At 72.6% G+C, this 21665-nt stretch carries 16 protein-coding genes; 12 read left to right on the top strand and 4 right to left on the bottom strand.

The features are described 5' to 3' along the window. Positions 1-268: 268 nt before the first annotated feature. Together ACZ55A_RS25180 and ACZ55A_RS25185 are read right to left on the bottom strand one after the other, a co-directional pair. The gene (locus ACZ55A_RS25180) at positions 269-2875 is read right to left on the bottom strand and encodes a helix-hairpin-helix domain-containing protein (RefSeq protein ID WP_468844166.1); all 2607 of its coding nucleotides are present in this window, start codon (positions 2873-2875) and stop codon (positions 269-271) included. Further along, on the bottom strand, positions 2872-3855 hold the full coding sequence (locus tag ACZ55A_RS25185; protein WP_468844170.1) for an aldo/keto reductase: 984 nt from the start codon (positions 3853-3855) through the stop codon (positions 2872-2874). Before ACZ55A_RS25185 ends, ACZ55A_RS25180 begins: the two co-directional genes overlap by 4 nt. 293 nt (positions 3856-4148) lie before the next feature. On the opposite strand from ACZ55A_RS25185, the gene ACZ55A_RS25190 reads away from it, so the two are divergent. Together ACZ55A_RS25190 and ACZ55A_RS25195 are read left to right on the top strand one after the other, a co-directional pair. Then, a complete protein-coding gene (locus ACZ55A_RS25190; protein WP_468844172.1) occupies positions 4149-5204 on the top strand; it encodes an LLM class F420-dependent oxidoreductase in 1056 nt (351 codons plus the stop codon). A gap of 267 nt (positions 5205-5471) precedes the next feature. Then, a complete protein-coding gene (locus ACZ55A_RS25195) occupies positions 5472-6260 on the top strand; it encodes a ferritin-like domain-containing protein (protein ID WP_468844175.1) in 789 nt (262 codons plus the stop codon). 39 nt (positions 6261-6299) lie between these two features. On the opposite strand, the gene corA is transcribed toward ACZ55A_RS25195, so the two are convergent. After that, on the bottom strand, positions 6300-7295 hold the full coding sequence (corA, locus tag ACZ55A_RS25200; RefSeq protein ID WP_468844177.1) for a magnesium/cobalt transporter CorA: 996 nt from the start codon (positions 7293-7295) through the stop codon (positions 6300-6302). Positions 7296-7354: 59 nt separating this feature from the next. Here corA and ACZ55A_RS25205 point away from each other — a divergent pair, with 59 nt between their 5' ends. The 5 genes from ACZ55A_RS25205 to ACZ55A_RS25225 all read left to right on the top strand — a co-directional run bounded on the left by ACZ55A_RS25205 (position 7355) and on the right by ACZ55A_RS25225 (position 14231). Next, positions 7355-8053 carry a histidine phosphatase family protein gene (locus ACZ55A_RS25205; protein WP_468844179.1) on the top strand — a complete coding sequence of 233 codons (699 nt, stop codon included), beginning with the start codon at positions 7355-7357 and terminating at the stop codon, positions 8051-8053. Positions 8054-8162: 109 nt separating this feature from the next. Continuing rightward, the gene (locus ACZ55A_RS25210) at positions 8163-8753 is read left to right on the top strand and encodes a DUF3090 domain-containing protein (protein WP_468844181.1); all 591 of its coding nucleotides are present in this window, start codon (positions 8163-8165) and stop codon (positions 8751-8753) included. Then, positions 8717-9655: an SCO1664 family protein gene (locus ACZ55A_RS25215; protein WP_468844183.1), complete on the top strand. Its 939-nt coding sequence runs from the start codon at positions 8717-8719 to the stop codon at positions 9653-9655. The genes ACZ55A_RS25210 and ACZ55A_RS25215 overlap by 37 nt, the downstream gene beginning before the upstream one ends. Positions 9656-9774: 119 nt before the next feature. Next, the gene (mshC, locus tag ACZ55A_RS25220; protein ID WP_468844185.1) at positions 9775-11004 is read left to right on the top strand and encodes a cysteine--1-D-myo-inosityl 2-amino-2-deoxy-alpha-D-glucopyranoside ligase; all 1230 of its coding nucleotides are present in this window, start codon (positions 9775-9777) and stop codon (positions 11002-11004) included. A 170-nt stretch (positions 11005-11174) separates the two neighbouring features. After that, a complete protein-coding gene (locus ACZ55A_RS25225) occupies positions 11175-14231 on the top strand; it encodes an NPCBM/NEW2 domain-containing protein (RefSeq protein WP_468844188.1) in 3057 nt (1018 codons plus the stop codon). Between the two features lie 109 nt (positions 14232-14340). Here ACZ55A_RS25225 and ACZ55A_RS25230 read toward each other — a convergent pair whose 3' ends face one another. Beyond that, the gene (locus ACZ55A_RS25230; protein WP_468844191.1) at positions 14341-15411 is read right to left on the bottom strand and encodes a PAC2 family protein; all 1071 of its coding nucleotides are present in this window, start codon (positions 15409-15411) and stop codon (positions 14341-14343) included. A 262-nt stretch (positions 15412-15673) separates the two neighbouring features. Here ACZ55A_RS25230 and ACZ55A_RS25235 point away from each other — a divergent pair, with 262 nt between their 5' ends. The 5 genes from ACZ55A_RS25235 to ACZ55A_RS25255 all read left to right on the top strand — a co-directional run bounded on the left by ACZ55A_RS25235 (position 15674) and on the right by ACZ55A_RS25255 (position 21638). Next, entirely contained in the window at positions 15674-17053 is a 1380-nt protein-coding gene (locus ACZ55A_RS25235; protein ID WP_468844194.1) for an enolase C-terminal domain-like protein, read from the top strand. Next, positions 17050-17856 carry an SDR family NAD(P)-dependent oxidoreductase gene (locus tag ACZ55A_RS25240; protein ID WP_468844196.1) on the top strand — a complete coding sequence of 269 codons (807 nt, stop codon included), beginning with the start codon at positions 17050-17052 and terminating at the stop codon, positions 17854-17856. The genes ACZ55A_RS25235 and ACZ55A_RS25240 overlap by 4 nt, the downstream gene beginning before the upstream one ends. Before the next feature lie 97 nt (positions 17857-17953). Then, on the top strand, positions 17954-18985 hold the full coding sequence (locus tag ACZ55A_RS25245; protein WP_468844199.1) for a sugar ABC transporter substrate-binding protein: 1032 nt from the start codon (positions 17954-17956) through the stop codon (positions 18983-18985). Then, complete coding sequence (locus ACZ55A_RS25250) at positions 18985-20607, top strand: sugar ABC transporter ATP-binding protein (RefSeq protein ID WP_468844202.1); 1623 nt, start codon at positions 18985-18987, stop codon at positions 20605-20607. Before ACZ55A_RS25245 ends, ACZ55A_RS25250 begins: the two co-directional genes overlap by 1 nt. Further along, positions 20604-21638 (top strand): ABC transporter permease, encoded by a 1035-nt coding sequence (locus tag ACZ55A_RS25255; protein ID WP_468844204.1) that lies wholly within the window; start codon positions 20604-20606, stop codon positions 21636-21638. The genes ACZ55A_RS25250 and ACZ55A_RS25255 overlap by 4 nt, the downstream gene beginning before the upstream one ends. Positions 21639-21665: the final 27 nt, after the last annotated feature.

A 21665-nucleotide genomic window follows, 5' to 3' on the forward strand; every position in this document is an offset into this window, starting at 1 on the left:
TTGTCAGGGTGCGAGCTGTGGCCTGGAGTGGCTGGGCGCGGGGCGTGGTGCTGTGTTGAGGGGTGCCCAGGCCTGTCCGGGTTCTGGAGTTTTGGGGTTCGGTGGCGTGGGCGGGGGGGGGGCTTGTGTGCTGGCTTTGTGGGTGCCTGGGGGCCTCTTCTTTTCCGGCAACGATTACGGAGAGTTATTAGTTCCGGGTCGTTGTTGCATTGTGTGACGGGTGGTGGGGGGTGGGGTGCGTTGGGTTGTTGGGTTGTTGGGTTTCGGGTTAGGCGGGGGTGTCGGAGGTGGGGGCGGGGGTTAGGAGGGTGCGGAGGCGGGTGGTGCGGGGCTTGGCGGGGATGTTGGTGACGGCTTGGGCGAGGGCTTGGTCGGCGCCCTGGACCACCGATAGGTGTTGTTCGCCGCGGCTGAAGGCGGTGTAGACCCAGGGCCGGGTCAGGCCGCCGGTTGCGTCACCGGGCAGTACGACCACCGCGGCCGGCCAGCGCATTCCGGCGGCCTGGTGGGCGGTGAGGGCCCAGGCGTGGCGTACGGCGCCGGCGGCGACCTGGTCGCGCGGGACCACGAGGGTGGTGCCCTCGCAATCGAGGTGGAGGCCTGCCGTGTCCGCGCCGGTGATCGTGCCGGGGAGCGTACGGCCGGGTGCCAGGGAGTATGCGGCGCGGTCGCCGGGGTCGAAGCCGCCGAAGCGTCCGGGGCCGGGGTTGAGGCGTTCCTTGAGGGCGGCGTTCAGGACGCGGGTGCCGGCCGCACCGCCGTGGCCGACCGTGATGACCTGGGTCTGGTCCGCGGGGACACCGAGTGCGCGGGGCACGGAGTCGGCGACCAGTTGGACGGTGCGGTGCACCGCTTCGCCGGCATCCCGGACCGGGACGATCACCACCTCCTTGCCGGGCGCCTCGACCTGGCTCAGTTCGCCGATGCCGATGCCCGACACCAGCTCGCCGATCGGGCCGAAGTCCGGGGTACGGGAGGCGACCTGGGGGCAGCAGCGGGCTGCGAGCAGGTCGGCGAAGAGGCGGCCGGGGCCGGCGGACCACAGGACACCGGGGTCGCCGCTGAGGATGAGCCGGGTGCCGTCGGCCAGCGACTCGACGAGCAGCGCGGCGGTCTCCAGATCCAGCTGCGGGGCGTCCAGCACGACCAGCACATCGAGGGCGAGCGCGCCGTCCGCGTCCCGGCCGGGGCCCTCCTTGCCGGAGAGCAGGCCGGATACGGTCACCGCCGCTGCGCCCGGGGCGGCGGCCGTGGTGGGGGGCGGCGCCGCAGCCGTGGTTGAGGCCGGGGTTGGGTTTGTTCCGGGTGAGTCTGTGGGGGTGGTGCCGGCGGGCGTGGTGCCGACGGGTGTGGTCTTGGTGAGGTCTGCGGCCAGGCGTTGGCGGCCGTTCTCGGTGTGGGTGGCGCCGTAGGCCCGGAGGCCCAGGGAGCGGGCGGCGGCGATCAGCGCGGCGGGCTCGGCGCGGGCTGCCTCGGCGCCGGTGTGTGCGACCAGGCCGCTCGTTGCGGCGGCGCGGATCAGCTCCGCGGCGCAGGGGGAGGGGACGGCGGCAGCTGCGGCCTCCCAGTCGGCGGGGGAGGGGGCCAGGCGGGCGGGTGCCGGGCCCTCTGCCTCCGCTGCGTCGTGCCGAGCGTCCTGTGGGGGGCTGTTGTCGGTATCGGTAGTGGGGGTTTCGGTGTCGGCTGGTGTGTGTGCGTCGGCGTCCGTGCTGGTGTCGGCTGGTGTGCGTTCGTCGGCGTCCGCCCCGGAGGCGTCCGCTGTGCGTTCGTCCGCGTCCGCGCCGGTATCGGCTGCCGTGTGGTCGTCCGCGCCCACGCCCGCGTCCGCGCCGGCGTCCGCCCCGGTGGCGGTTTCGGGCTCGGCCCGGTCGCTCGTGGCGTTCTCGGGGCGGTCGTCTGCGGCCTCGGCGGCGGTCTCGGTGGGGGTGGGGGGTTCGAAGGTGTTGAGCAGTCTGGCCAGGCCGTCGGCGACGCTCTCCTCGGCCATGGCGAAGCGGTCCAGGCCGAGCAGGATCCGGACCGGCTGCTCGGCCTCCTCGTCGTCGTCCGTGGCGGGGCGGGGGCGGCCCGGCTCTTCGATGGCGTCCTGGAAGACCAGCACCGCGCCTTCTGCGATGGCGGTCTGGAGGGCGTCGTCGGGTTCGGGTACCGAGCGCTGGGTGAGCGCCGCACGCAGGGCGGTGGCTTCGAGGGCGGAGTGCCCGGCCACGGCTGCCTGTTCCAGCAGCCAGATGATCAGTGCCTGGGCCCGTCGGTCGTCGCCGGGTCCGGCCGCGGCGCCCAGGAGTGCCCGCGCGAAGCCGTCGGCCTGTTCGGGGCGCACCCCGGGTACGCCGAGCAGCTGCCAGGGGTCCTCGCGCAGGGCCTCGGCGGCCTGTTCGCCGAGCACCGCGAGGGCCTTCTCCGCCAGCGCCTCCGGAGCGCCGCCCGCCGCGAGGATCTGCCGTACGCCGTCGATGCCGGGAGCGGTGGGAGCGGTGGGAGCAGTGTTGGCAGGGGGAGCGGTGGTGGGGGCCGGGGTGGGGCCTGCTGTAGCTCCTCCGGCCGGGGTCGGGGCCGAAGTTGGGGTGGGCCTGGACGCCGTCTCGGGTGCGGTGCGGTGCTGGGGCGGCTGGGGGGCCAGCGGTGTGGGGGAGGTGGGCTGAGGGGTGTTGGTGCTGGTGGCTGTGGGGGGCTGGGGGGTGGTGGGAGTGGCTGTTTTGGTGGGGCGGGGGGTGTCGTTGAAGAACGAGGCGGCTGAGCGTTCGCCGCTCTCCACGGCCCGTACGGCCGCCGCCAGCGCCGCCGCGGTCGCCTTGTCCGGTCCGGCCGCCGAGGGCTCCTTCGCTCCCTGCTGCTCGGGCGGGGTTTCGCCGGCGCGGCGGTCGGTACTCACAGCGTGCTCCAGTCGTGATCGGGGTAGTGGTGCACCGGAGCCGACACATCGTCCAGCGCCCGGCGGATCTCGTCAGGAAGACTAAGGGTCTCCACTGACAATGCCGCTCTGAGCTGCTGCGCTGTGCGCGCGCCGACGATCGGCGCGGCCACTCCGGGGCGGTCGCGGACCCAGGCGAGCGCGACATGGAGCGGAGTGACGGCGAGGCCGTCGGCGGCGGTGGCGACGGCGTCGACGACCCGGCCCGCGGTCTCGTCGAGGTAGGGCGCGACGAATCCCGCCAGATGGTCCGAGGCGCCGCGTGAATCGGCCGGGGTGGCGTGGCGGTACTTGCCGGTCAGGACGCCTCTGCCGAGCGGTGAGGAGGGCAGTACGCCGATGCCGAGGTCCAGGGCCGCGGGCAGGACCTCGCGTTCGATGCCGCGCTGGAGGAGGGAGTACTCCATCTGTGTGCCGGCCAGGCGGTTGCGTAGGCCGGGTTCGGCGAGCTGCCAGGTGGCGGCCTTGGCGAGCTGCCAGCCGGAGAAGTTGGCCAGCCCCACGTAGCGGGCCCGGCCGCTGGTGACGGCGAGGTCGAGGGCCTGGAGGGTCTCCTCCAGGGGGGTGTGGGGGTCGAAGGCGTGCAGTTGCCACAGGTCGACGTAGTCCGTGCCCAGCCGCTCCAGGGAGGCGTCCAGGGCGGCGAGGAGGTGGCGCCGGGAGCCGTCGACCCTGCGGTCCGTCTCCAGGACGCTGCCGGCCTTGGTGGCGATCACCAGGTCGTGGCGTGGAACGAGTCCTTCGGTCAGCCGGCCCAGGAGGTACTCGGCGCCGCCGTCGGCGTAGATGTCGGCGGTGTCCACGAGGGTGCCGCCGGCCTCCCAGAACGTCTTGAGCTGGTCGGCGGCTTCGTGCTCGTCCGTGTCGCGGGCCCAGTTCAGGGTGCCGAGCCCGAGCCGGGACACGCGAAGGCCCGTTCGGCCCAGGTGCCTTTGCTCCATGGGGCTTGAGATTACGCGCCACGCGGCCGGAACAGTGGACCTGTGGACAACCCGCCGAGGGCGCCCGGCGTGCGAGGGGGACGCCGACGAAGTCCTGGCGGTCCTGCCGTCCTTCGTGGCCTGCGCGGGAGCTACGGGGAGGGCGGGGCGTGCGGCCGGGTGGGGTGCCTGGAGGGGGGCGGCGGCGCCGGTTCCGGTGTGCGGGAGGAGCCTCGGGGAGGGGCTTTGACGAGACTCGGGTGCGCGCTACAGTCCCCGCAACAGTGACGTTACTGATCGGTAAGGGGAGCGGCATGAGGCTTGGCATCAACCTCGGCTACTGGGGCGCGGGGATGGACTCCGACAATCTCGCGGTGGCGCAGGAGGCCGATCGCCTCGGTTACTCCGTCTGCTGGGCTGCCGAGGCCTACGGGTCCGACGCCGCGACCGTGCTCTCCTGGGTCGCCGCCCAGACCGAGCGGATCGACATCGGGTCGGCGATCTTCCAGATTCCGGCGCGTACGCCCGCGATGACCGCGATGACGGCGGCGACCCTGGACTCCCTCTCGGGGGGCCGGTTCCGGCTGGGCCTCGGTGTGTCGGGGCCGCAGGTCTCCGAGGGCTGGTACGGCGTCAAGTTCGACAAGCCGCTGGGGCGCACCCGTGAGTACGTCGACATTGTCCGTAAGGCGATGACGCGCGAGCGGCTGTCCTACGAGGGCGAGCACTGGACGCTGCCGCTGCCCGGCGGTCCCGGCAAGCCGCTGAAGCTGACCGTCCATCCGCAGCGCGAGCACATCCCGCTCTACATCGCCGCGATCGGCCCGAAGAACCTTCAGCAGACCGGTGAGATCGCCGACGGCGCGCTGCTGATCTTCCCCTCCGCCGACCACCTGGAGGAGACCGCCCTCGCTCACCTCCGGGCCGGCCGGGAGAAGGCGGGCCTGACGATGGAGGGCTTCGACGTCTGCCCGACGCTGCCGCTGGCCGTGGGCGCGGACAAGGACGTCAGCGCGCTGGTCGACATGTTCCGCCCGTACACCGCGCTGTACGTCGGCGGTATGGGCAGCCCCAAGCAGAACTTCTACAACCAGCTGGCGCAGCGGATGGGCTACGAGAAGGAGGCGGCCGAGATCCAGAGCAAGTACCTGTCCGGCGACAAGGAGGGCGCTGCCGCGGCGATCCCGGAGCGGCTGATCGACCAGACGACGCTGCTGGGTTCGGTGGAGCGGATCGCGGAGCGGATGCAGGCCTATGCGGCGGCCGGGGTGACGACCCTGACGGTGGCCCCGGCCGGCTTCACGCTCGAGGAGCGGGTGGCCTCGCTGCGGGCCGGCACCGAGGCCCTGGAGCGCGCCGGGCTGGCGTGAGCCGCGGGTGAGGAGCGGTGCGGGGCGTGCGGGGCCCGGCGCGTCCGTGGCGCCGGGCCCGGGGCCCCACGGCCGTGGTGGGGGCTCGGGGGTCTTCCCCGCCACGGCCGTCGCGCTGCTCAACGGGGCGACGGGCGGGCTGGTTACGCCGCGACGGGCGGCGCGATTCGTCCGAACGGGGGAACGGGAGAACCGCTGCGGTTGCCCCGGCCGGAACACACCCTTTGACTCGTTCTTTACGGGTGTGTCCATTCGGAGGTGGCGCAGATGCTCTCGGCCCGAAGCCTGTTCCAGGAGATCGTGGACAACGACAACTCCTACCGTCTGTTCTGCTCCATCGCGGCCAGCGGCGAGGCCCAGGGCGGGTGGGAGAACGGCCGGATCGCGGCGCTGCTGCCGGCGTCGATGCGGGAGCTGGCGCCCAAGGCCGCCCGGCACGGCGCCGACGAGGACAAGCACGGCCGGATCTTCCAGGCGCTGATGCGCCGGCGCGGACTGACGCCCACCGAGGTGCCCGAGGAGACCGACTACACCATGCTCCTGGAGCGGGCGGGCATCGGTCTGGCGCACGACAAGCTGCGCCGCGACGAGCCGCTGACCGAGCTGGACGTCATCACCTACCTCGCGCACAGCCGGGTCACGGAGCAACGGGCGGCGGACCAGATGGCGATGCTCAGGAAGCACTTCGGTGATCATCCCGAGGTGGGCAAGGCGGTCCGGATGATCTGCGACGACGAGGAGAACCATCTCGCGTACTGCCACGAGGAGTTGCTGAAGCTGGCCCGCGCGGGGCACGGCCGGACCATCCAGCGGACCCTGCACGAGTGTGCGCGTACCGAGATCGCCGTCTACCGGGACGTGAGCCTGGCGGTGATGGACCATATGAGCCGGCTGCTGCACTGGCCGAGGGCGAAGTCCATGGTGCTGGCCGCGGCGATCCGGGCGGCGTACGGCTATGAGCGGCTGGCCGGCTGGCGGCGGATGGTCACCCTGGAGATGCCCGAGCGGCGGGATGCGCTGGGTGGTCCGGCCACGTCCGAGCCGGAGTTCGCCTAGGTCGCGCGCCCTGAGGGCCGGCCACCGGCGGTCAGGGCGTCACAGCCAGCCGCGGCGCTTGAAGAGGCGGTAGAGCGATACCTCGATGAGGGCCATCACGGCGAGGATCACCGGGTAGCCCAGGTGCCATTTGAGTTCGGGCATGTCGTTGAAGTTCATGCCGTAGATCCCGGCGATCAGGGTCGGTACGGCCGCCAGCGCCGCCCAGGCCGAAATCTTGCGCATGTCGTCGTTCTGCCGTACGCCCATCTGTGCGAGATGGGCGGCGAGGATGTCCGAGAGCAGCCGGTCCAGGCCGTCGACCGACTCGTTGGCGCGGGTGAGGTGGTCGTCGACGTCGCGGAAGAACGGCCGGGCGTGGTCGTGCACGAACGGCACCCCCGGGCCTTGCAGCCGTGCCATCGGCTCTGCCAACGGGCCGGTCGCGCGCCGGAATTCCAGTACCTCGCGCTTGAACGCGTAGATCTCGGCGGCGGTGTTCCTGGTGTCCTTGCCGCGTACCGGAGCGAATACCTCCGCCTCCAACTCCTCCAGGTCCACCTGGAGTTCGGCGGCCACCTCGATGTAGTGGTCGACCACCGCGTCGCTGATCGCGTACAGCACCGCCCCGGGGCCGTGCCGCAGGATCTCCGGGTGCTCCTCCAGCCGGTGCCGCACCGCCGCCAGGGGGCTGGCCTCGCCGTGCCGTACGGTCACCACGAACGAGTCGCCGACGAAGACCATCAGCTCCGAAGCGGTCACCGTGTCGGCCTCGACGTCGTAGGTGATCGGCTTCAGCACCATGAACAGGGAGTCGTCGTAGACCTCCAGCTTGGGCCGCTGGTGCGCCTTGAGGGCGTCCTCGACGGCCAGCGGGTGCAGGGCGAATTCGGATCTGACGAGCTCGAACTCGTCCTCCGTGGGCTCGTACATCCCCAGCCACATGAAGGAGTGCCCCTCGGTCCGCGCCGCCTCCAGGGCGTCGGAGAAGTCCGTCGCACACTCCGTGCGGCGGCCTTCCTGGTAGATGGCGCAGTCCACGATCACACCTGGCATTCTCGCGCGTCCTTGGGACGCCTGCCAGGAAGGCGGCCGGGGAACGTAGGCTGGCGGTCATGCCCACGCTGATCCTGCTGCGGCACGGCCGCTCCACCGCCAACACCGCCGGGGTGCTCGCCGGGCGGGCGCCCGGTGTCGCCCTCGACGAGCGCGGCGCCGAACAGTCCGCCGCGCTGCCCGCACGGCTGGCCCAGGTGCCGCTGACCGCCGTCGTCTCCAGTCCGCTCCAGCGCTGCCGGGAGACGGTGGCCCCGCTGCTGGAGGCCCGGCCCTGGCTCACCCTGCACATCGAGGACCGGATCAGTGAGTGCGACTACGGCGACTGGTCGGGCCGCAAACTCGCCGAGCTGAACGACGAGCCGCTGATGGAGGCCGTCCAGCAGCACCCCTCCTCGGCCGCCTTCCCCGGCGGCGAGTCGATGCGGGCGATGCAGGCCCGCGCGGTGGACGCGGTGCGCGACTGGAACGCCCGGATCGAGGAGGCGCACGGCCCCGAGGCGGTCTACGCCATGTGCTCGCACGGCGATGTCATCAAGGCGCTGGTCGCCGACGCACTGGGTCTGCACCTCGACCTCTTCCAGCGGGTCTCCGTCGAGCCCTGCTCGGTGACCGTGGTCCGCTACACCCGGCTGCGGCCCTACCTCGTACGCCTGGGGGACACCGGCGACTTCGCGTCCCTGGTGCCCCGGGAGGGCGGCGCCGTGCCGGGGGCCGACCGGGACGCGGCCGTCGGTGGTGGTGCAGGCGCAGCGTGATCAGTCGGCGCAGTAGGGTGGTGCGACGGCGCTGCCCGCCACGCCCCTGCGTTCCGCAGGACGTGCAGCGACCGCAGTGACCCCGCAGTCGAGCAATCGGAGCAGGACGTTGTCCCGTCAGGTGTTCTTCTACGACTCGCCGGACCGCTTCGTGGCCGGTACGGTCGGGCTGCCTGGCCGCCGTAGCTTCTACCTCCAGGCCACCGCGGCCGGCCGCACCACCAGCGTCGCCCTGGAGAAGACGCAGGTCGCGGCGCTCGCCGAGCGGATCGACGAGCTGCTGGACGAGGTGGTGCGGCGCAGCGGCGGCAACGCGCCGGTGCCCGCCGTGTCGCCCGCCGAGATGACCGACACCGCTCCGCTGGAGACTCCCGTCGAGGAGGAGTTCCGGGTCGGCACGATGGCGCTGGCCTGGGACGGCGAGGACGAGCGGATGATCATCGAGGCGCAGGCCCTGGTGGAGCTGGACGCGGACAGCGACGAGGACCTCGCCGACGCCGAGGAGCGGCTGCTCCAGGACGACGAGAACGGCCCGCCGATGCTGCGGGTGCGGCTCACCGGAACCATGGCCAGGGCGTTCGCCAAGCGGGCGCTGGAAGTCGTCAACGCGGGCCGCCCGCCGTGCCCGCTGTGCAGTCTGCCGCTCGACCCGGAGGGACATGTATGTCCGCGCCAGAACGGATACCGACGGGACGCCTGAGCGCCGGGGAGCCCGCCGTGGAGCCGGCCGGGCCGCTGCCCGGTCCCGCGGGCCCGTCCGGCGCGACGGCGTCCGCCCCGGAGCCGGCCCCGCGGGCAGGTGCCGGGCTGTCGCCCGCCTTCCTCGCCGAGGGGGAGCTGACCGTCCGCGGCCGCATCCGGGAGGCGTCCAACGCCGTACTGTTCTGCACGGTCGAGTACGACGGCCGCAGCGCCGACTGTGTCTACAAGCCGGTCGCCGGCGAGCGGCCGTTGTGGGACTTCCCCGACGGCACGCTCGCGCAGCGCGAGGTCGCCGCGTACGAGGTCTCCCAGGCCTGTGGCTGGGACCTGATCCCGCCGACGGTGCTGCGCGACGGCCCGTACGGCACCGGAATGGTGCAGGAGTGGATCGATCCGCCGGAGAGCAGCGACGAGGTGCCCGAGCTGCTGGCGCTGGTGGAGGACGAGGAGCCCGGGCCCGGCTGGAAGGCCGTCGGGTTCGCGGAGCTCGGCGAGGGGCGGACCGCGCTGCTGGTGCACGCCGACCATCCGCGGCTGCGCCGCCTCGCCGTCCTGGACGCGGTGATCAACAACGGTGACCGCAAGGGCGGCCATCTGCTGCCCGGCGCCGGCGGACAGTTCTTCGCCATCGACCACGGGGTGACCTTCAACGCCGAGGACAAGCTGCGCACGCTGCTGTGGGGCTGGGCGGGGGAGCCGCTGACCGACGAGGCGGCCGAGGTCCTGCGGGGCCTTCGCAAGGCGCTGGAGGATGCCGCGCCGCTCGCCGCCCGACTGGCCGAACTGATCACGGACGCCGAGATCGAGGCGCTGCGGGCGCGGGTGGACGCGCTGCTGCGCAGCGGCCGGCACCCCGAGCCGAGCGGTGAGTGGCCCGCCATCCCCTGGCCGCCCGTCTGACCGCCGGCGCGGTGCGGGGCGCCCCTTGCATGTCGAGCTGTCAAACGCAAGAGCGCCTTTCCGGCCAAGACCCGTGGTCCGGTTCGTATGCGGAACATCCGTCCGGTTACGCTCAAGGCATGCATGCATGGCCCGCTTCTGAGGTCCCCGCCCTGCCTGGTCAGGGCCGCGACCTGAGGATCCACGACACCGCGACCGGCGGACGGGTGACCCTCGACCCCGGTCCCGTCGCCCGTATCTACGTCTGCGGCATCACGCCGTACGACGCCACCCACATGGGGCACGCGGCGACCTACAACGCGTTCGACCTGGTTCAGCGCGTGTGGCTCGACACGAAGCGCCAGGTGCACTACGTGCAGAACGTCACCGACGTGGACGATCCGCTGCTGGAGCGGGCCGACAAGACCGGTGACGACTGGACCGCGCTCGCCGAGCGCGAGACCGCCCTCTTCCGTGAGGACATGACGGCGCTGCGGATGCTGCCGCCGCGCCACTACATAGGCGCCGTCGAGTCCATACCCGGCATCGTCCCGCTGGTGGAGCGGCTGCGCGACGCCGGCGCGGCCTACGAGCTGGACGGTGACATCTACTTCTCGGTCGCCTCCGACCCGCACTTCGGCGAGGTCTCCGGTCTGGACGCCGAGGCGATGCGGCTGCTGTCCGCGGAGCGCGGCGGCGACCCCGAGCGGGAGGGCAAGAAGAACCCGCTCGACCCGATGCTGTGGATGGCCGCCCGGGACGGTGAGCCGAGCTGGGACGGCGGCTCGCTGGGCCGCGGCCGGCCCGGCTGGCACATCGAGTGTGTCGCCATCGCCCTGGACCACCTCGGCATGGGCTTCGACGTGCAGGGCGGCGGCTCCGATCTGGCCTTCCCGCACCACGAGATGGGCGCCTCGCACGCCCAGGCGCTCACCGGCGCGCACCCGTTCGCCAAGGCGTATGTGCACGCCGGGATGGTGGCCCTGAACGGCGAGAAGATGTCCAAGTCCAAGGGCAACCTCGTCTTCGTCTCCACGGTCCGGCGCGAGGGCACCGACCCGGCCGCGATCCGTCTCGCGCTGCTCGCGCACCACTACCGGGCCGACTGGGAGTGGACCGACGAGGTGCTGCGGGACGCGGAGGCGCGGCTGGCGCGCTGGCGCGCCGCGGTCTCCCGCCCTGACGGTCCGTCCGCCGATGCCCTCCTGGAGGAGATCCGTACGGCGCTCGCCGACGATCTGGACGCGCCGGCCGCGCTGGCCGCGGTGGACCGCTGGGCCGCCGCCCAGGAGGCCGGCGGCGGCACCGACGAGGGCGCTCCCGGTCTCGTCTCCCGCGCGGTCGACGCGCTGCTCGGTGTGGCCCTGTGACGGCCGGCCGCTGACCTTTCCGTCCTCAGGGGCGCTTCCGCCACCCGGCGGGGGCGCCCCCTTTTTTCCGTGCGGGCGGGGTGTTTCCCGTGCGGGCGGGCGCGGAAATCCAGCAGTCCGGCCCCAAGAGTCCATGGTGGGCCGCCACGGCCGCGCGCTACAGCTGCGGCATGAGAAAACCAACAGGACTGCGGGCGGCGGTCGTTGCCGCGCTGCTCGGGCTCGTGGTGTCCGTCGCCGGCCCGGCGGGCAGCGTACGGGCCGCGGATCCCGCGCCCGCCCGGACCGTCGGTGACCTCACCGGCTTCGCCGCCGACGGGCCCGTCTACCATCTGCACGCCGGCCCGGCCGAGGCGCGCGTCAGCTTCGTCACCGACCGCACCTTCCGCCTCGAACTCGCCCCCGACGGCACCTTCTCCGACCCCACCGGCAAGGACATCGTGCTGCCGCAGGGCGCCCCGCCGGCCACCCACTGGCGCGACGCCGGCGTCGCCTACGAGATCAGCACCGCCCAGGTCACCCTGAAGGCCTTCAAGTCCCCGCTCCGCTTCGAACTGCGGCGCGCCGACGGGTCGTTGGTGTGGTCCGAGACGAAGGGGCTGAGCTGGGACGACAAGACCACCACCCAGACCCTCGCGCGCGGCGCCGGTGAGCAGTTCTACGGCGCCGGGATGCAGAACGGACGCGGCAACACCTCGCACCGCGGCAAGGCCGTCGAGGTCGGCGTCGACTACAACTGGAACGACGGCGGGCACCCCAACTCCGTCCCGTTCTACCTGTCGTCCGCGGGCTACGGCGTCTTCCGCAATACCTATGCGCCCAACACCTATGCCTTCAAGGACCCGGTGACGACCTCCGCCAAGGAACGGCGTTTCGACGCCTATTACTTCGCCGGGCCGAGCACCAAGGACGTCCTGGGCCAGTACACCGCGCTGACCGGAAAGCCCTTCCTGCCGCCGCTGTACGGTCTGGAGCTCGGCGATTCGGACTGCTATCTGCACAATGCGAACCGCGGTGAGCGGCACACCCTGGACGCCCTGAAAATAGCCGACGGATATACCAAGAACGATCTGCCCAACGGCTGGATGCTGGTCAACGACGGCTATGGCTGCGGCTACGAGAACCTCGCCGAGACGTCGAAGGGCCTCGGCGAGCGGAAGATGAAGCTCGGACTGTGGACCGAGGACGGTATCGGCAAACTCGCCGAGCAGGTCAAGGCGGGCCAGCGGGTCGCCAAACTCGATGTCGCCTGGGTCGGCGAGGGCTACAAATTCGCGCTGGACGGCTGCAAGGACGCCTACCGGGGCATCGAGGACAACAGCGATGCGCGGGGCTTCACCTGGGCCCCGGAGAGCTGGTCGGGTGCCCAGCGGTGCGGTGTCCAGTGGTCCGGTGACCAGAGCGGAACGTGGGACTACATCCGCTGGCAGATTCCGACCTACGCGGGCGCGACCATGTCCGGACTCGCCTATACGACCGGCGATGTGGACGGCATTTTCGGCGGCAGCCCCAAGACCTACGTCCGCGATATGCAGTGGAAGTCGTTCCTGCCGGCGGTGATGACGATGGACGGCTGGGCGGAGAGCGACAAACAGCCCTATCGCTACGGCGATCCCTATACCTCCATCAACCGGAAGTATCTGAAGCTCAAGGAGTCGCTGCTGCCGTACATGTACTCCTACGCGGCCGAGGCGACCCGGACCGGGGTCGGGCCGGTGCGTCCGCTGTCGCTGGAGTACCCCGGGGACGCCAAGGCCGGTACGGACGCCGCCAAGTACGAATTCCTCTCCGGCCAGGATTTCCTGCTCGCCCCCGTCTACCGGGACAGCGACACCCGCGACGGCATCTACCTGCCGAAGGGCACCTGGGTCGACTACTGGTCGGGGCGCACCTATCAGGGGCCGGTGACGGTCAACGGCTACAGCGCACCGCTGGACACCCTGCCGCTGTTCGTCAGGGCGGGCGCCGCGGTGCCGATGTGGCCGGGCATCAGGTCGTACCAGGACCGGACGGCCACCTCGCCGCTGGCCTGGGACATCTATCCGCAGGGGCGGTCCTCCTTCACCCTCTACGAGGACGACGGGGTGACGCGGGCGCACCGGGACGGGGCGAGCGCCACCCAGCTGGTGCAGGTCACCGCGCCGCGCTCCGGCGGCGGGGAGGTACGTATCGACGTAGGCGCCCTCAAGGGCTCCTACCGGGGCAAGCAGACGGCCCGGCCGTACCGCTTCACCGTGCACACCGGGGACGCGCCGCGCGGGGTCGAGCTGGCGGGCCGTCCGCTGAAGCGGCTGCCGTCCGCGCGGGCGTTCCGGGCGGCGGACGAGGGCTGGTACCACGACCCGGCGGACCGCGCGGGTGTGGTGCAGATCAAGACCGCCTCCCGCAGCACCGCCCGCGCCTTCGGCCTGGTGCTGAAGGGTGCGAGTGCGGTCGGCGGCAAGGTGCCCGGCGCCGGGGTCGCGGTGTCGACGCCGGGCGGCCAGGAGGTCACCAAGGGCACGCCGACGACCGTACGGACGGCGGTGACGGCGGGCACCCGTGCCGCCACGGATGTGTCGGTGTCGCTGTCCGCGCCGAAGGGCTGGCGCGTCTCCGGGCCGGTGCGCCACGGCCGGATCGCGGCCGGTGCCACCCAGCGGGACGCCCTGCGGCTGACCGCGCCCAAGGACGCCAGGAGCGCCGACCCGGTGACCGTCACCGCGACCGTCCGCTACCGGGCGGCGGGGGCGCTGCGCACCGCGGTGCACCGCTTCGAGGTACGGGCCGTCCCGGCGGCGCCCACCGCGGACAGCTGGGCCGGCGATATGGAGTGGCTGAGCGCGGTCAACGGCTACGGGCCGGCGGAGCGGGACCGCAGCAACGGTGAGTCGGGGCCCGCGGACGGCCGCCCGCTCACCCTCGCCGGGAAGACCTACGCCAAGGGCATCGGGGCGCACGCCGCGTCGGACCTGGAGTTCTTCGCCGGCGGGCGCTGTTCGTCGTTCACCGCGGACGTCGGGATCGACGACGAGATCGGCGACCACGGGGAGGTGGCGTTCTCCGTGGAGGCGGACGGCAAGGTGCTGTGGACCTCGCCGAAGCTGACGGGGAGGTCGGCGCCGGTGCCGGTGGACGTGCCGCTCGGCGGCGCCCGGCACGTACGGCTGAAGGTGACCGACACCGACGGCAAGAAGTCCGGCGATCACGGTGACTGGGCGGGGGCGCGCTTCCACTGTTCGCGCTGAGCCCGCCGCCCCGGTATTCGCAGCGGTGACCCGCGGGGAGGGGCAGGGGCGCCGGACCGGCTCGACGGCCGGTCCGGCGCCCCTGGTGTGCGGTGCGGTGCCCGCGCGGTCAGCTGTCCTCGGGGCCGTCGTCCTCGGGCCGGTCCGCGGAGTCGGCCGGGCCGGACTCCTTGGGGCCCGGGCCGGTCTCGTCGGCGGGCCGCTGCTCGCGCGGCTCCTTGGGGGCCGGCCGGGGCGGGCGGGTGCGCCCGCTGGTGGTGTCGCGGAGGTAGGAGCTGTCGCGGCCGTCGGCGAGCCCGCCCTCGGTCGCCACGCCGGGGCCGGACTGCGGGTCGCGGCGGCGCAGATAGCGCTCGAACTCGCGGGCGATGGCCTCGCCGGACGCCTCCGGCAGATCCGCGGTGTCCCGCGCCTCCTCCAGCGACTGGACGTACTCGGCCACCTCGCTGTCCTCGGCGGCCAGCTGGTCCACGCCCAGCTGCCAGGCCCGCGCGTCCTCGCTCAGCTCGCCGAGCGGGATGCTGATGCCGAGCAGGTCCTCCAGGCGGTTGAGCAGGGCGAGGCTGGCCTTCGGGTTGGGCGGCTGGGAGACGTAGTGCGGCACCGCGGCCCACAGGCTCACCGCGGGCACTCCGGCGTGTGTGCAGGCCTCCTGGAGGATGCCGACGATGCCCGTGGGGCCTTCGTAGCGCGACTCCTCCAGATCCAGCCGGCGGGCGAGGTCCGCGTCGGAGGTGACACCGCTGACCGGCACCGGCCGGGTGTGCGGGGTGTCGCCGAGCAGCGAGCCCAGCACCACCAGCATCTCCACGCCCAACTCGTGGGCGAAGCCGAGGATTTCGTTGCAGAACGAGCGCCAGCGCATGCTGGGCTCGATGCCGCGGACCAGGACCAGGTCGCGGGCCCGCCCCTTGCCGTTGGCGTTGCCGACGCGGACGACGGAGAGCCGGGTCGTCGGCCAGGTGATCTTGCGCACCCCGCCGTCCAGGAAGACGGTCGGGCGGTTCACCTGGAAGTCGTAGTAGTCCTCGGCGTCCAGCGCGGCGAAGACCTCGCCCTTCCACTCCCGGTCCAGATGTGCGACCGCGGCGGAGGCGGCGTCGCCGGCGTCGTTCCAGCCTTCGAACGCGGCCACCATGACCGGGTCGATCAGCTCGGGTACCCCCTCGAGCTCGATCACCCAGCGCCTCCTTCCGACCGGTTCGGCCGTGTGGGGGCGGCCGCCGGCAGCAGTTCCATTGCGTGCGTCACCAAGACTACGGCGTGTGCCGTGCCGGTCCGCAGCCCCTGTGCACGAATGAGATCCGATTCATCCGATCTGTTTCCGGGGCTGATCGCCCAACTTCCGTACGGGGTCTGGACGTCGTCTTGTGCGCGGGTCTATACATCGGATGACCGGGAAAGGTCCGATGTTCTTCCGCACAGTCCCAGGGGGCATGCGTATGGCCGTGACCGACACCGTCACCCGGCTCGAGGTGCACGACGTCCGCTTCCCCACCTCGGACCGGCTTGCCGGCTCCGACGCCATGAACCCGGACCCCGACTACTCCGCCGCCTATGTGGTGCTGCACACCGGCGGCGGGCCCCAGGGGCACGGCTTCTGCTTCACGATCGGGCGCGGCAACGAGGTGATGGCCGCCGCGATCCGCTCGCTCGCCCCGTACGTCGTCGGCCGCCCCGCGCCCGCCACCGCCGCCGATCTCGCCGCGCTGCACCACGACCTCACCCACGACTCCCAGCTGCGCTGGCTCGGCCCCGAGAAGGGCGTGATGCAGATGGCGGCCGGCGCCCTGGTCAACGCCGCCTGGGACCTGGCGGCCGGCCGGGCGGGCCTGCCGGTGTGGGAGTTCCTGGCCGGGCTGACGCCCGAAGAGCTGGTCTCGCTCGTCGACTTCCGCTACCTCTCCGACGCCCTGACACCCGACGAGGCGCTGGCCCTGCTGCGCGCCGCCGAGCCCGGCCGCGCCGAGCGCACCGCCCGCCTCAAGGCCGAGGGCTACCCCGCGTACACCACCTCGCCCGGCTGGCTGGGCCACGACGACGGCACGCTGGTACGGCTCGCCAAGGAGGCGGTGGCGGACGGCTTCGGGCAGATCAAGCTGAAGGTGGGCGCCGACCTCGACGACGACACCCGGCGGATGCGGCTGGCCCGGGCCGCGGTCGGCCCCGGCGTACGGATCGCCGTCGACGCCAACCAGCGCTGGGACGTGGCCGAGGCGGTCCGCTGGATGACCGCGCTGGCGCCGTACGCCCCGCACTGGATCGAGGAGCCGACCAGCCCGGACGACGTCCTGGGGCATGCCGCGGTGCGCTCCGGGCAGCCCGTGAAGGTCGCCACCGGCGAGCATGTCGCCAACCGGGTGGTCTTCAAACAGCTGTTGCAGGCCGGGGCGGTGGACTTCGTACAGATCGACGCGGCACGGGTGGCCGGGGTCAACGAGAATCTGGCGATCCTGCTGCTGGCCGCCAAGTACGGCGTCCCGGTGTGCCCGCACGCGGGCGGGGTGGGGCTGTGCGAGCTGGTGCAGCACCTGGCGATGTTCGACTACGTGGCGGTGTCCGGGAGCTGGGAGGACCGGGTCATCGAGTACGTCGACCATCTGCACGACCACTTCACCGACCCGGTCGTCGTCGAACGCGGCCGCTACCGCGCCCCGACCGCCCCCGGCTTCTCGGCCCGGATGAAACCCGGTTCGGTCGCCGCCCACCGCTTCCCCGACGGGCCCGTGTGGCGCGCCCGGCAGCGCCCGGACGCCGGAACCGGCCGGCACCGCGCGCACGATCCCCATCCGCACCGAGGTGAGCAGGAGGTCTCCGCATGAGCACAGCGCCACCCCCACCCGCAGGCCGGCCGCCGGCCGACTTCGCGGGCATGGGTGCCCTCGTCACCGGCGGCGGCTCCGGGATCGGGGCGGCCACCGCCGCGCTGCTGCTGGCGCGCGGGGCGCGGGTCGCCGTCCTGGACCGGGACCCGGCCGGCGCGCCCGCCGGGGCGGTGCGGCTCACCGCCGATGTGACCTCCGACGCCGCGGTACGGGCCGCGGTGGAGGAGGCGGCCGGAGAACTCGGCGCGCTGCACTGCCTCGTCGGCAATGCGGGCATCGGCGCCGTTGGCACCGTCGAGGACAACGACGAGGCGGAGTGGGGCCGGGTGCTGGACGTCAATGTGCTGGGGCTGGTGCGCACCGCCCGCGCCGCGCTGCCGCATCTGCGCCGCACCGCCGCCACCGAACGGCCCGGCCGGGTCTCCCTCACCCACACCTGCTCGATCGCCGCCACGGCCGGTCTGCCGCAGCGCGCGCTGTACAGCGCCAGCAAGGGCGCGGTGCTCTCCCTGACCCTCGCGATGGCCGCCGACCACCTCCGCGAGGGCATCCGCGTCAACTGCGTGAACCCGGGCACCGCGGACACCCCGTGGGTCGGCCGGCTGCTGGACCGGGCCGACGACCCGGCCGCCGAGCGCGCCGCCCTCCACGCCCGCCAGCCGATGGGCCGGATGGTCACCGCCGACGAAGTCGCCGCCGCCATCGTCTCGTTGGCCTCCCCGGCCGCCTCCGGCATCACCGGCACCGCGCTCGCCGTGGACGGCGGGATGCAGGGGCTGCGCCTGCGCCCCGCCACCTGACCGCACCGCCACCCGACCATCCGACCGCCCGGCCGCCTCACCCGTTCCGCCGCGAGGCGGCCCGACCCAGCCGCACACCACGACCGAGGGACCACCCATGAGACTGCGAACCACCGGCGCGGCGGCCTGTGCCGCGGTGCTCGCCACCGCCCCACTGGCCGGCTGCAACCGCGGCGGCGACACCGCCGGCGGCCGGATCGGCATCGATATGCCCCGTACGGACACCGACTTCTGGAACTCCTACCAGCAGTACCTCGAAAAGGACCTGGACCACGGCGGTCCGGCCGCGCTGCCGCTGTCCAACTCGCAGAACGACATCGCCAAGGTCGTCTCCAACGTGCAGGCACTGACCGACCAGGGCGCCAAGGCCATCGTGATGGCCCCGCAGGACACCGGCGCCATCACCGCCGCACTCCAGCGCCTGGAGGAGAAGAAGATCCCCGTGGTCAGCGTGGACACCCGCCCCGACGAGGGCAAGGTCTACATGGTCGTACGCGCCGACAACCGCGCCTACGGGGAGAAGTCCTGCGCCTACCTCGGCGAGAAGCTGGGCGGCAGGGGCCGGGTCGCCGAGCTCCAGGGCGACCTCAGCTCCGTCAACGGGCGGGACCGCTCCGAGGCGTTCGCGTCCTGCATGAAGAAGAGGTTCCCGAAGATCACCGTGCATGAGCTGGCCACCGACTGGAAGGGCGAGGTGGCCTCCGCCAAGTTGCAGAGCCTGCTCGCCCAGCACCCCGACATCGACGGCCTCTACCTCCAGGCGGGCGGCGCCTTCCTGCAACCGGTCCTCGCCCTCCTGGAACAGAAGAAGCTGCTCAGGCCGGCCGGCTCCGACGGGCACATCACCGTGATCTCCAACGACGGCATACCCGACGAACTGGAGGCGATCCGGGCCGGGAAGATCGACGCCACCCTCTCCCAGCCGGCCGACCTCTACGCCAAGTACGCGCTGTACTACGCCAGGGCCGGCCTGAAGGGCAAGACGTTCACACCCGGCCCGACCGGCCACGGCTCCACCATCGTGAAGATCAAGAACGGTCTGGAGGACCAGCTCCCGGCCCCGCTGGTCACCAAGGACACCGTCGACGACCCGAAGCTGTGGGCCAACCAGCTGGAGAAGAAGAAGTAGTGGCCGGCGGGAGCGACCACCGGGATACCGGCGTCCGGGCGGCCGAGGACCGGCCGGCGGCGGTGCACGCCGAGGGGATCGTCAAACGCTACGGCCCCACCGTCGCCCTCGACGGCGCCCGGCTGACCGTACGGCCCGGCGAGGCGCACGCCCTGGTCGGCCGCAACGGCGCCGGCAAGTCCACCCTGGTGTCGGTGCTGACCGGTATGACCCGCCCGGACGCCGGCCGCGTCACCTTCGGCGGTGCGCCCGCGCCCGGCTGGGGCGACACCGCCGCCTGGCGGCGCAGGGTCGCCTGCGTCTACCAGAAGCCGATGACCGTGCCGGAGCTGACCGTTGCGGAGAACCTCTTCCTGGGCCGCTTCCAGGGCCGGCACACCATCCGCTGGCGGACGCTGCGCGAGCGGGCCGGCGAACTGCTCGCCGAGTACGGTGTCGAGGCCGATCCGGCCGCCCGGGTCAGGGAACTCGACGTCGAGCAGCGGCAGTTCGTGGAGATCGCCCGGGCGCTGTCGTGCGGCGCCCGGCTGATCGTCCTCGACGAGCCGACCGCCCGCCTCGACGCCGCCGGCATCGGCCGGCTCTTCGGCAAGCTGCGGGCGCTGCGCGCCCAGGGAGTGGCCTTCCTGTTCATCTCGCACCACCTCCAGGAGGTCCACGAACTGTGCGACACCGTCACCGTCCTCCGCGACGCCCGGCATGTGCTGACCGCGCCCGTCCGGGAGCTGGCCGGGGACGAGCTGGTGGCGGCGATGACGGGGGAGCGGGCGGGCACCGCGCGACCGGGGCGTAAGGCGGCGCGTACGGCGGGGGAGCCGGTGCTGCGGACCGAAGGACTGGCGCTGGAGGGGCACTTCGCACCGCTCGACCTGACCGTGCGGGCCGGTGAGGTGGTCGGGCTTGCGGGCGCCACGGCCAGCGGGAACACCGTGATCGGCGAGACGCTGGCGGGGCTGCGCGCCCCGGACAGCGGGCGGATCGCGGTCCGCGGACGCCCGGTCCGTACCGGCAGCGTGCCGCACGCCCTCGACGCGGGCATCGGCTACGTCCCCGAGGACCGGCACCGTGAGGGGCTGATCCCCGGCCGCAGCGTGGCCGAGAACGCCACCCTGACCGTCGCGGACCAGTTGGGGCCGGCGGGAACCGTACTGCCCTCCAGGACCCGCGCGTTCGCCCGGCGGATGATCGCCGCGCTGGACATCAAGGCGACCGGTCCTGACCAGCCGGTCTCCGGGCTCTCCGGCGGCAACCAGCAGAAGGTGGTGATCGCCCGCGCGCTGGCCCGTGAGCCCGCCGTACTCGTCGCCGTCCGGCCCACCAACGGTGTGGACGTCAAGTCCAAGGACGCGCTGCTGGGCGTCGTACGGCAGGTCGCGGACGGCGGCAGCGGCGCGCTGATCGTCTCCGACGAGCTGGACGACCTGCGGGTCTGCGACCGGGTGCTGGCGGTCTTCCACGGCCGGGTCACCGCCGTCTTCGGCAGCGGCTGGCGCGACCACGAACTGGTCGCCGCCATGGAGGGCCTGGGCAGCGAAAGCCCCCCGGACACCGACGTTCCCCCGGACACCGACGGCCCCCGGGACCCGGAGGACACACAACGAACGGAAAGGAGCGCGCCATGACCGAGACCGCCTCGCCCCCGGCCGCCGGAGCGGTGGACCGCCCTCCGGTGCGCCGCCGGCCCCGGACCGTACCGGCCCGCTGGCGGGATCTGTCCCTGGTGCCGGTGATCTTCGTACTCGGCGTCATCGGCTTCATCGTCTCGCCCGCGTTCCTGACCCAGGACAACCTCATCGGCGTCATCCAGCAGTCCACCGAACTGGGCCTGCTGGTGCTCGGCGAAGCGCTCATCCTGATCAGCGGCCGAATGGATCTGTCGCTGGAGTCCACCATCGGGCTGGCGCCGGTGCTCGCGCTGTGGCTGGTGATGCCCGCGCACGGCGCCCGCTTCGCCGGACTGGAGCTGCTGCCCGCCTGGACGGCGGTCCCGCTCTGCCTGGCCGTGGGCGCCGCCGTCGGCGCCCTCAACGGCTTCCTCATCCTCGTCCTGCGGGTCAACGGCTTCATCGCCACCCTCGGCATGCTCACCATGCTGCGCGGCCTGCAAGTGGGCATCTCCGAGGGGCAGTCCATCGGCAACGTCCCGGAGTCCTTCGCCTATCTGGGCAAGGCCGACTGGCTGGGCGTCCCGGCCGCCGTGTGGATCTGCCTCGCCCTCTTCGCGTGCGGCGGCGCGGCCCTGGGCTACCTCCGGCACGGGCGGGCGCTGTACGCGATCGGCGGCAACCCGGAGGCGGCCAGGGCGGCCGGCATACGGGTGGACCGGATCACCTGGACCGTGCTGGCCGTCGGCGGGCTGCTGGCCGCCTTCGCGGGCATCCTCTACACCGGTCACTACGGCGCGGTCTCCGCGAGCCAGGGCAACGGCTGGATCTTCCAGGTCTTCGCCGCCGCGGTGATCGGCGGGATCAGCCTCAAGGGCGGCCGCGGCACCCTCTTCGGCGCGCTCACCGGTGTCCTCACCCTCCAGCTCGTGATCAATGTGATGACCCTGGGCGGGGTGCCGCCCCTGTGGACGCAGTTCCTCAACGGCATGATCATCATCGTCGCACTGGTCATCTCCCGCTTCACCAGCGGCGAGAAGCAGGACTGAGACGGAGGCCCGCCGTGGACCATCCCC

The organism is Streptomyces sp. NPDC034111, assembly GCF_055575375.1.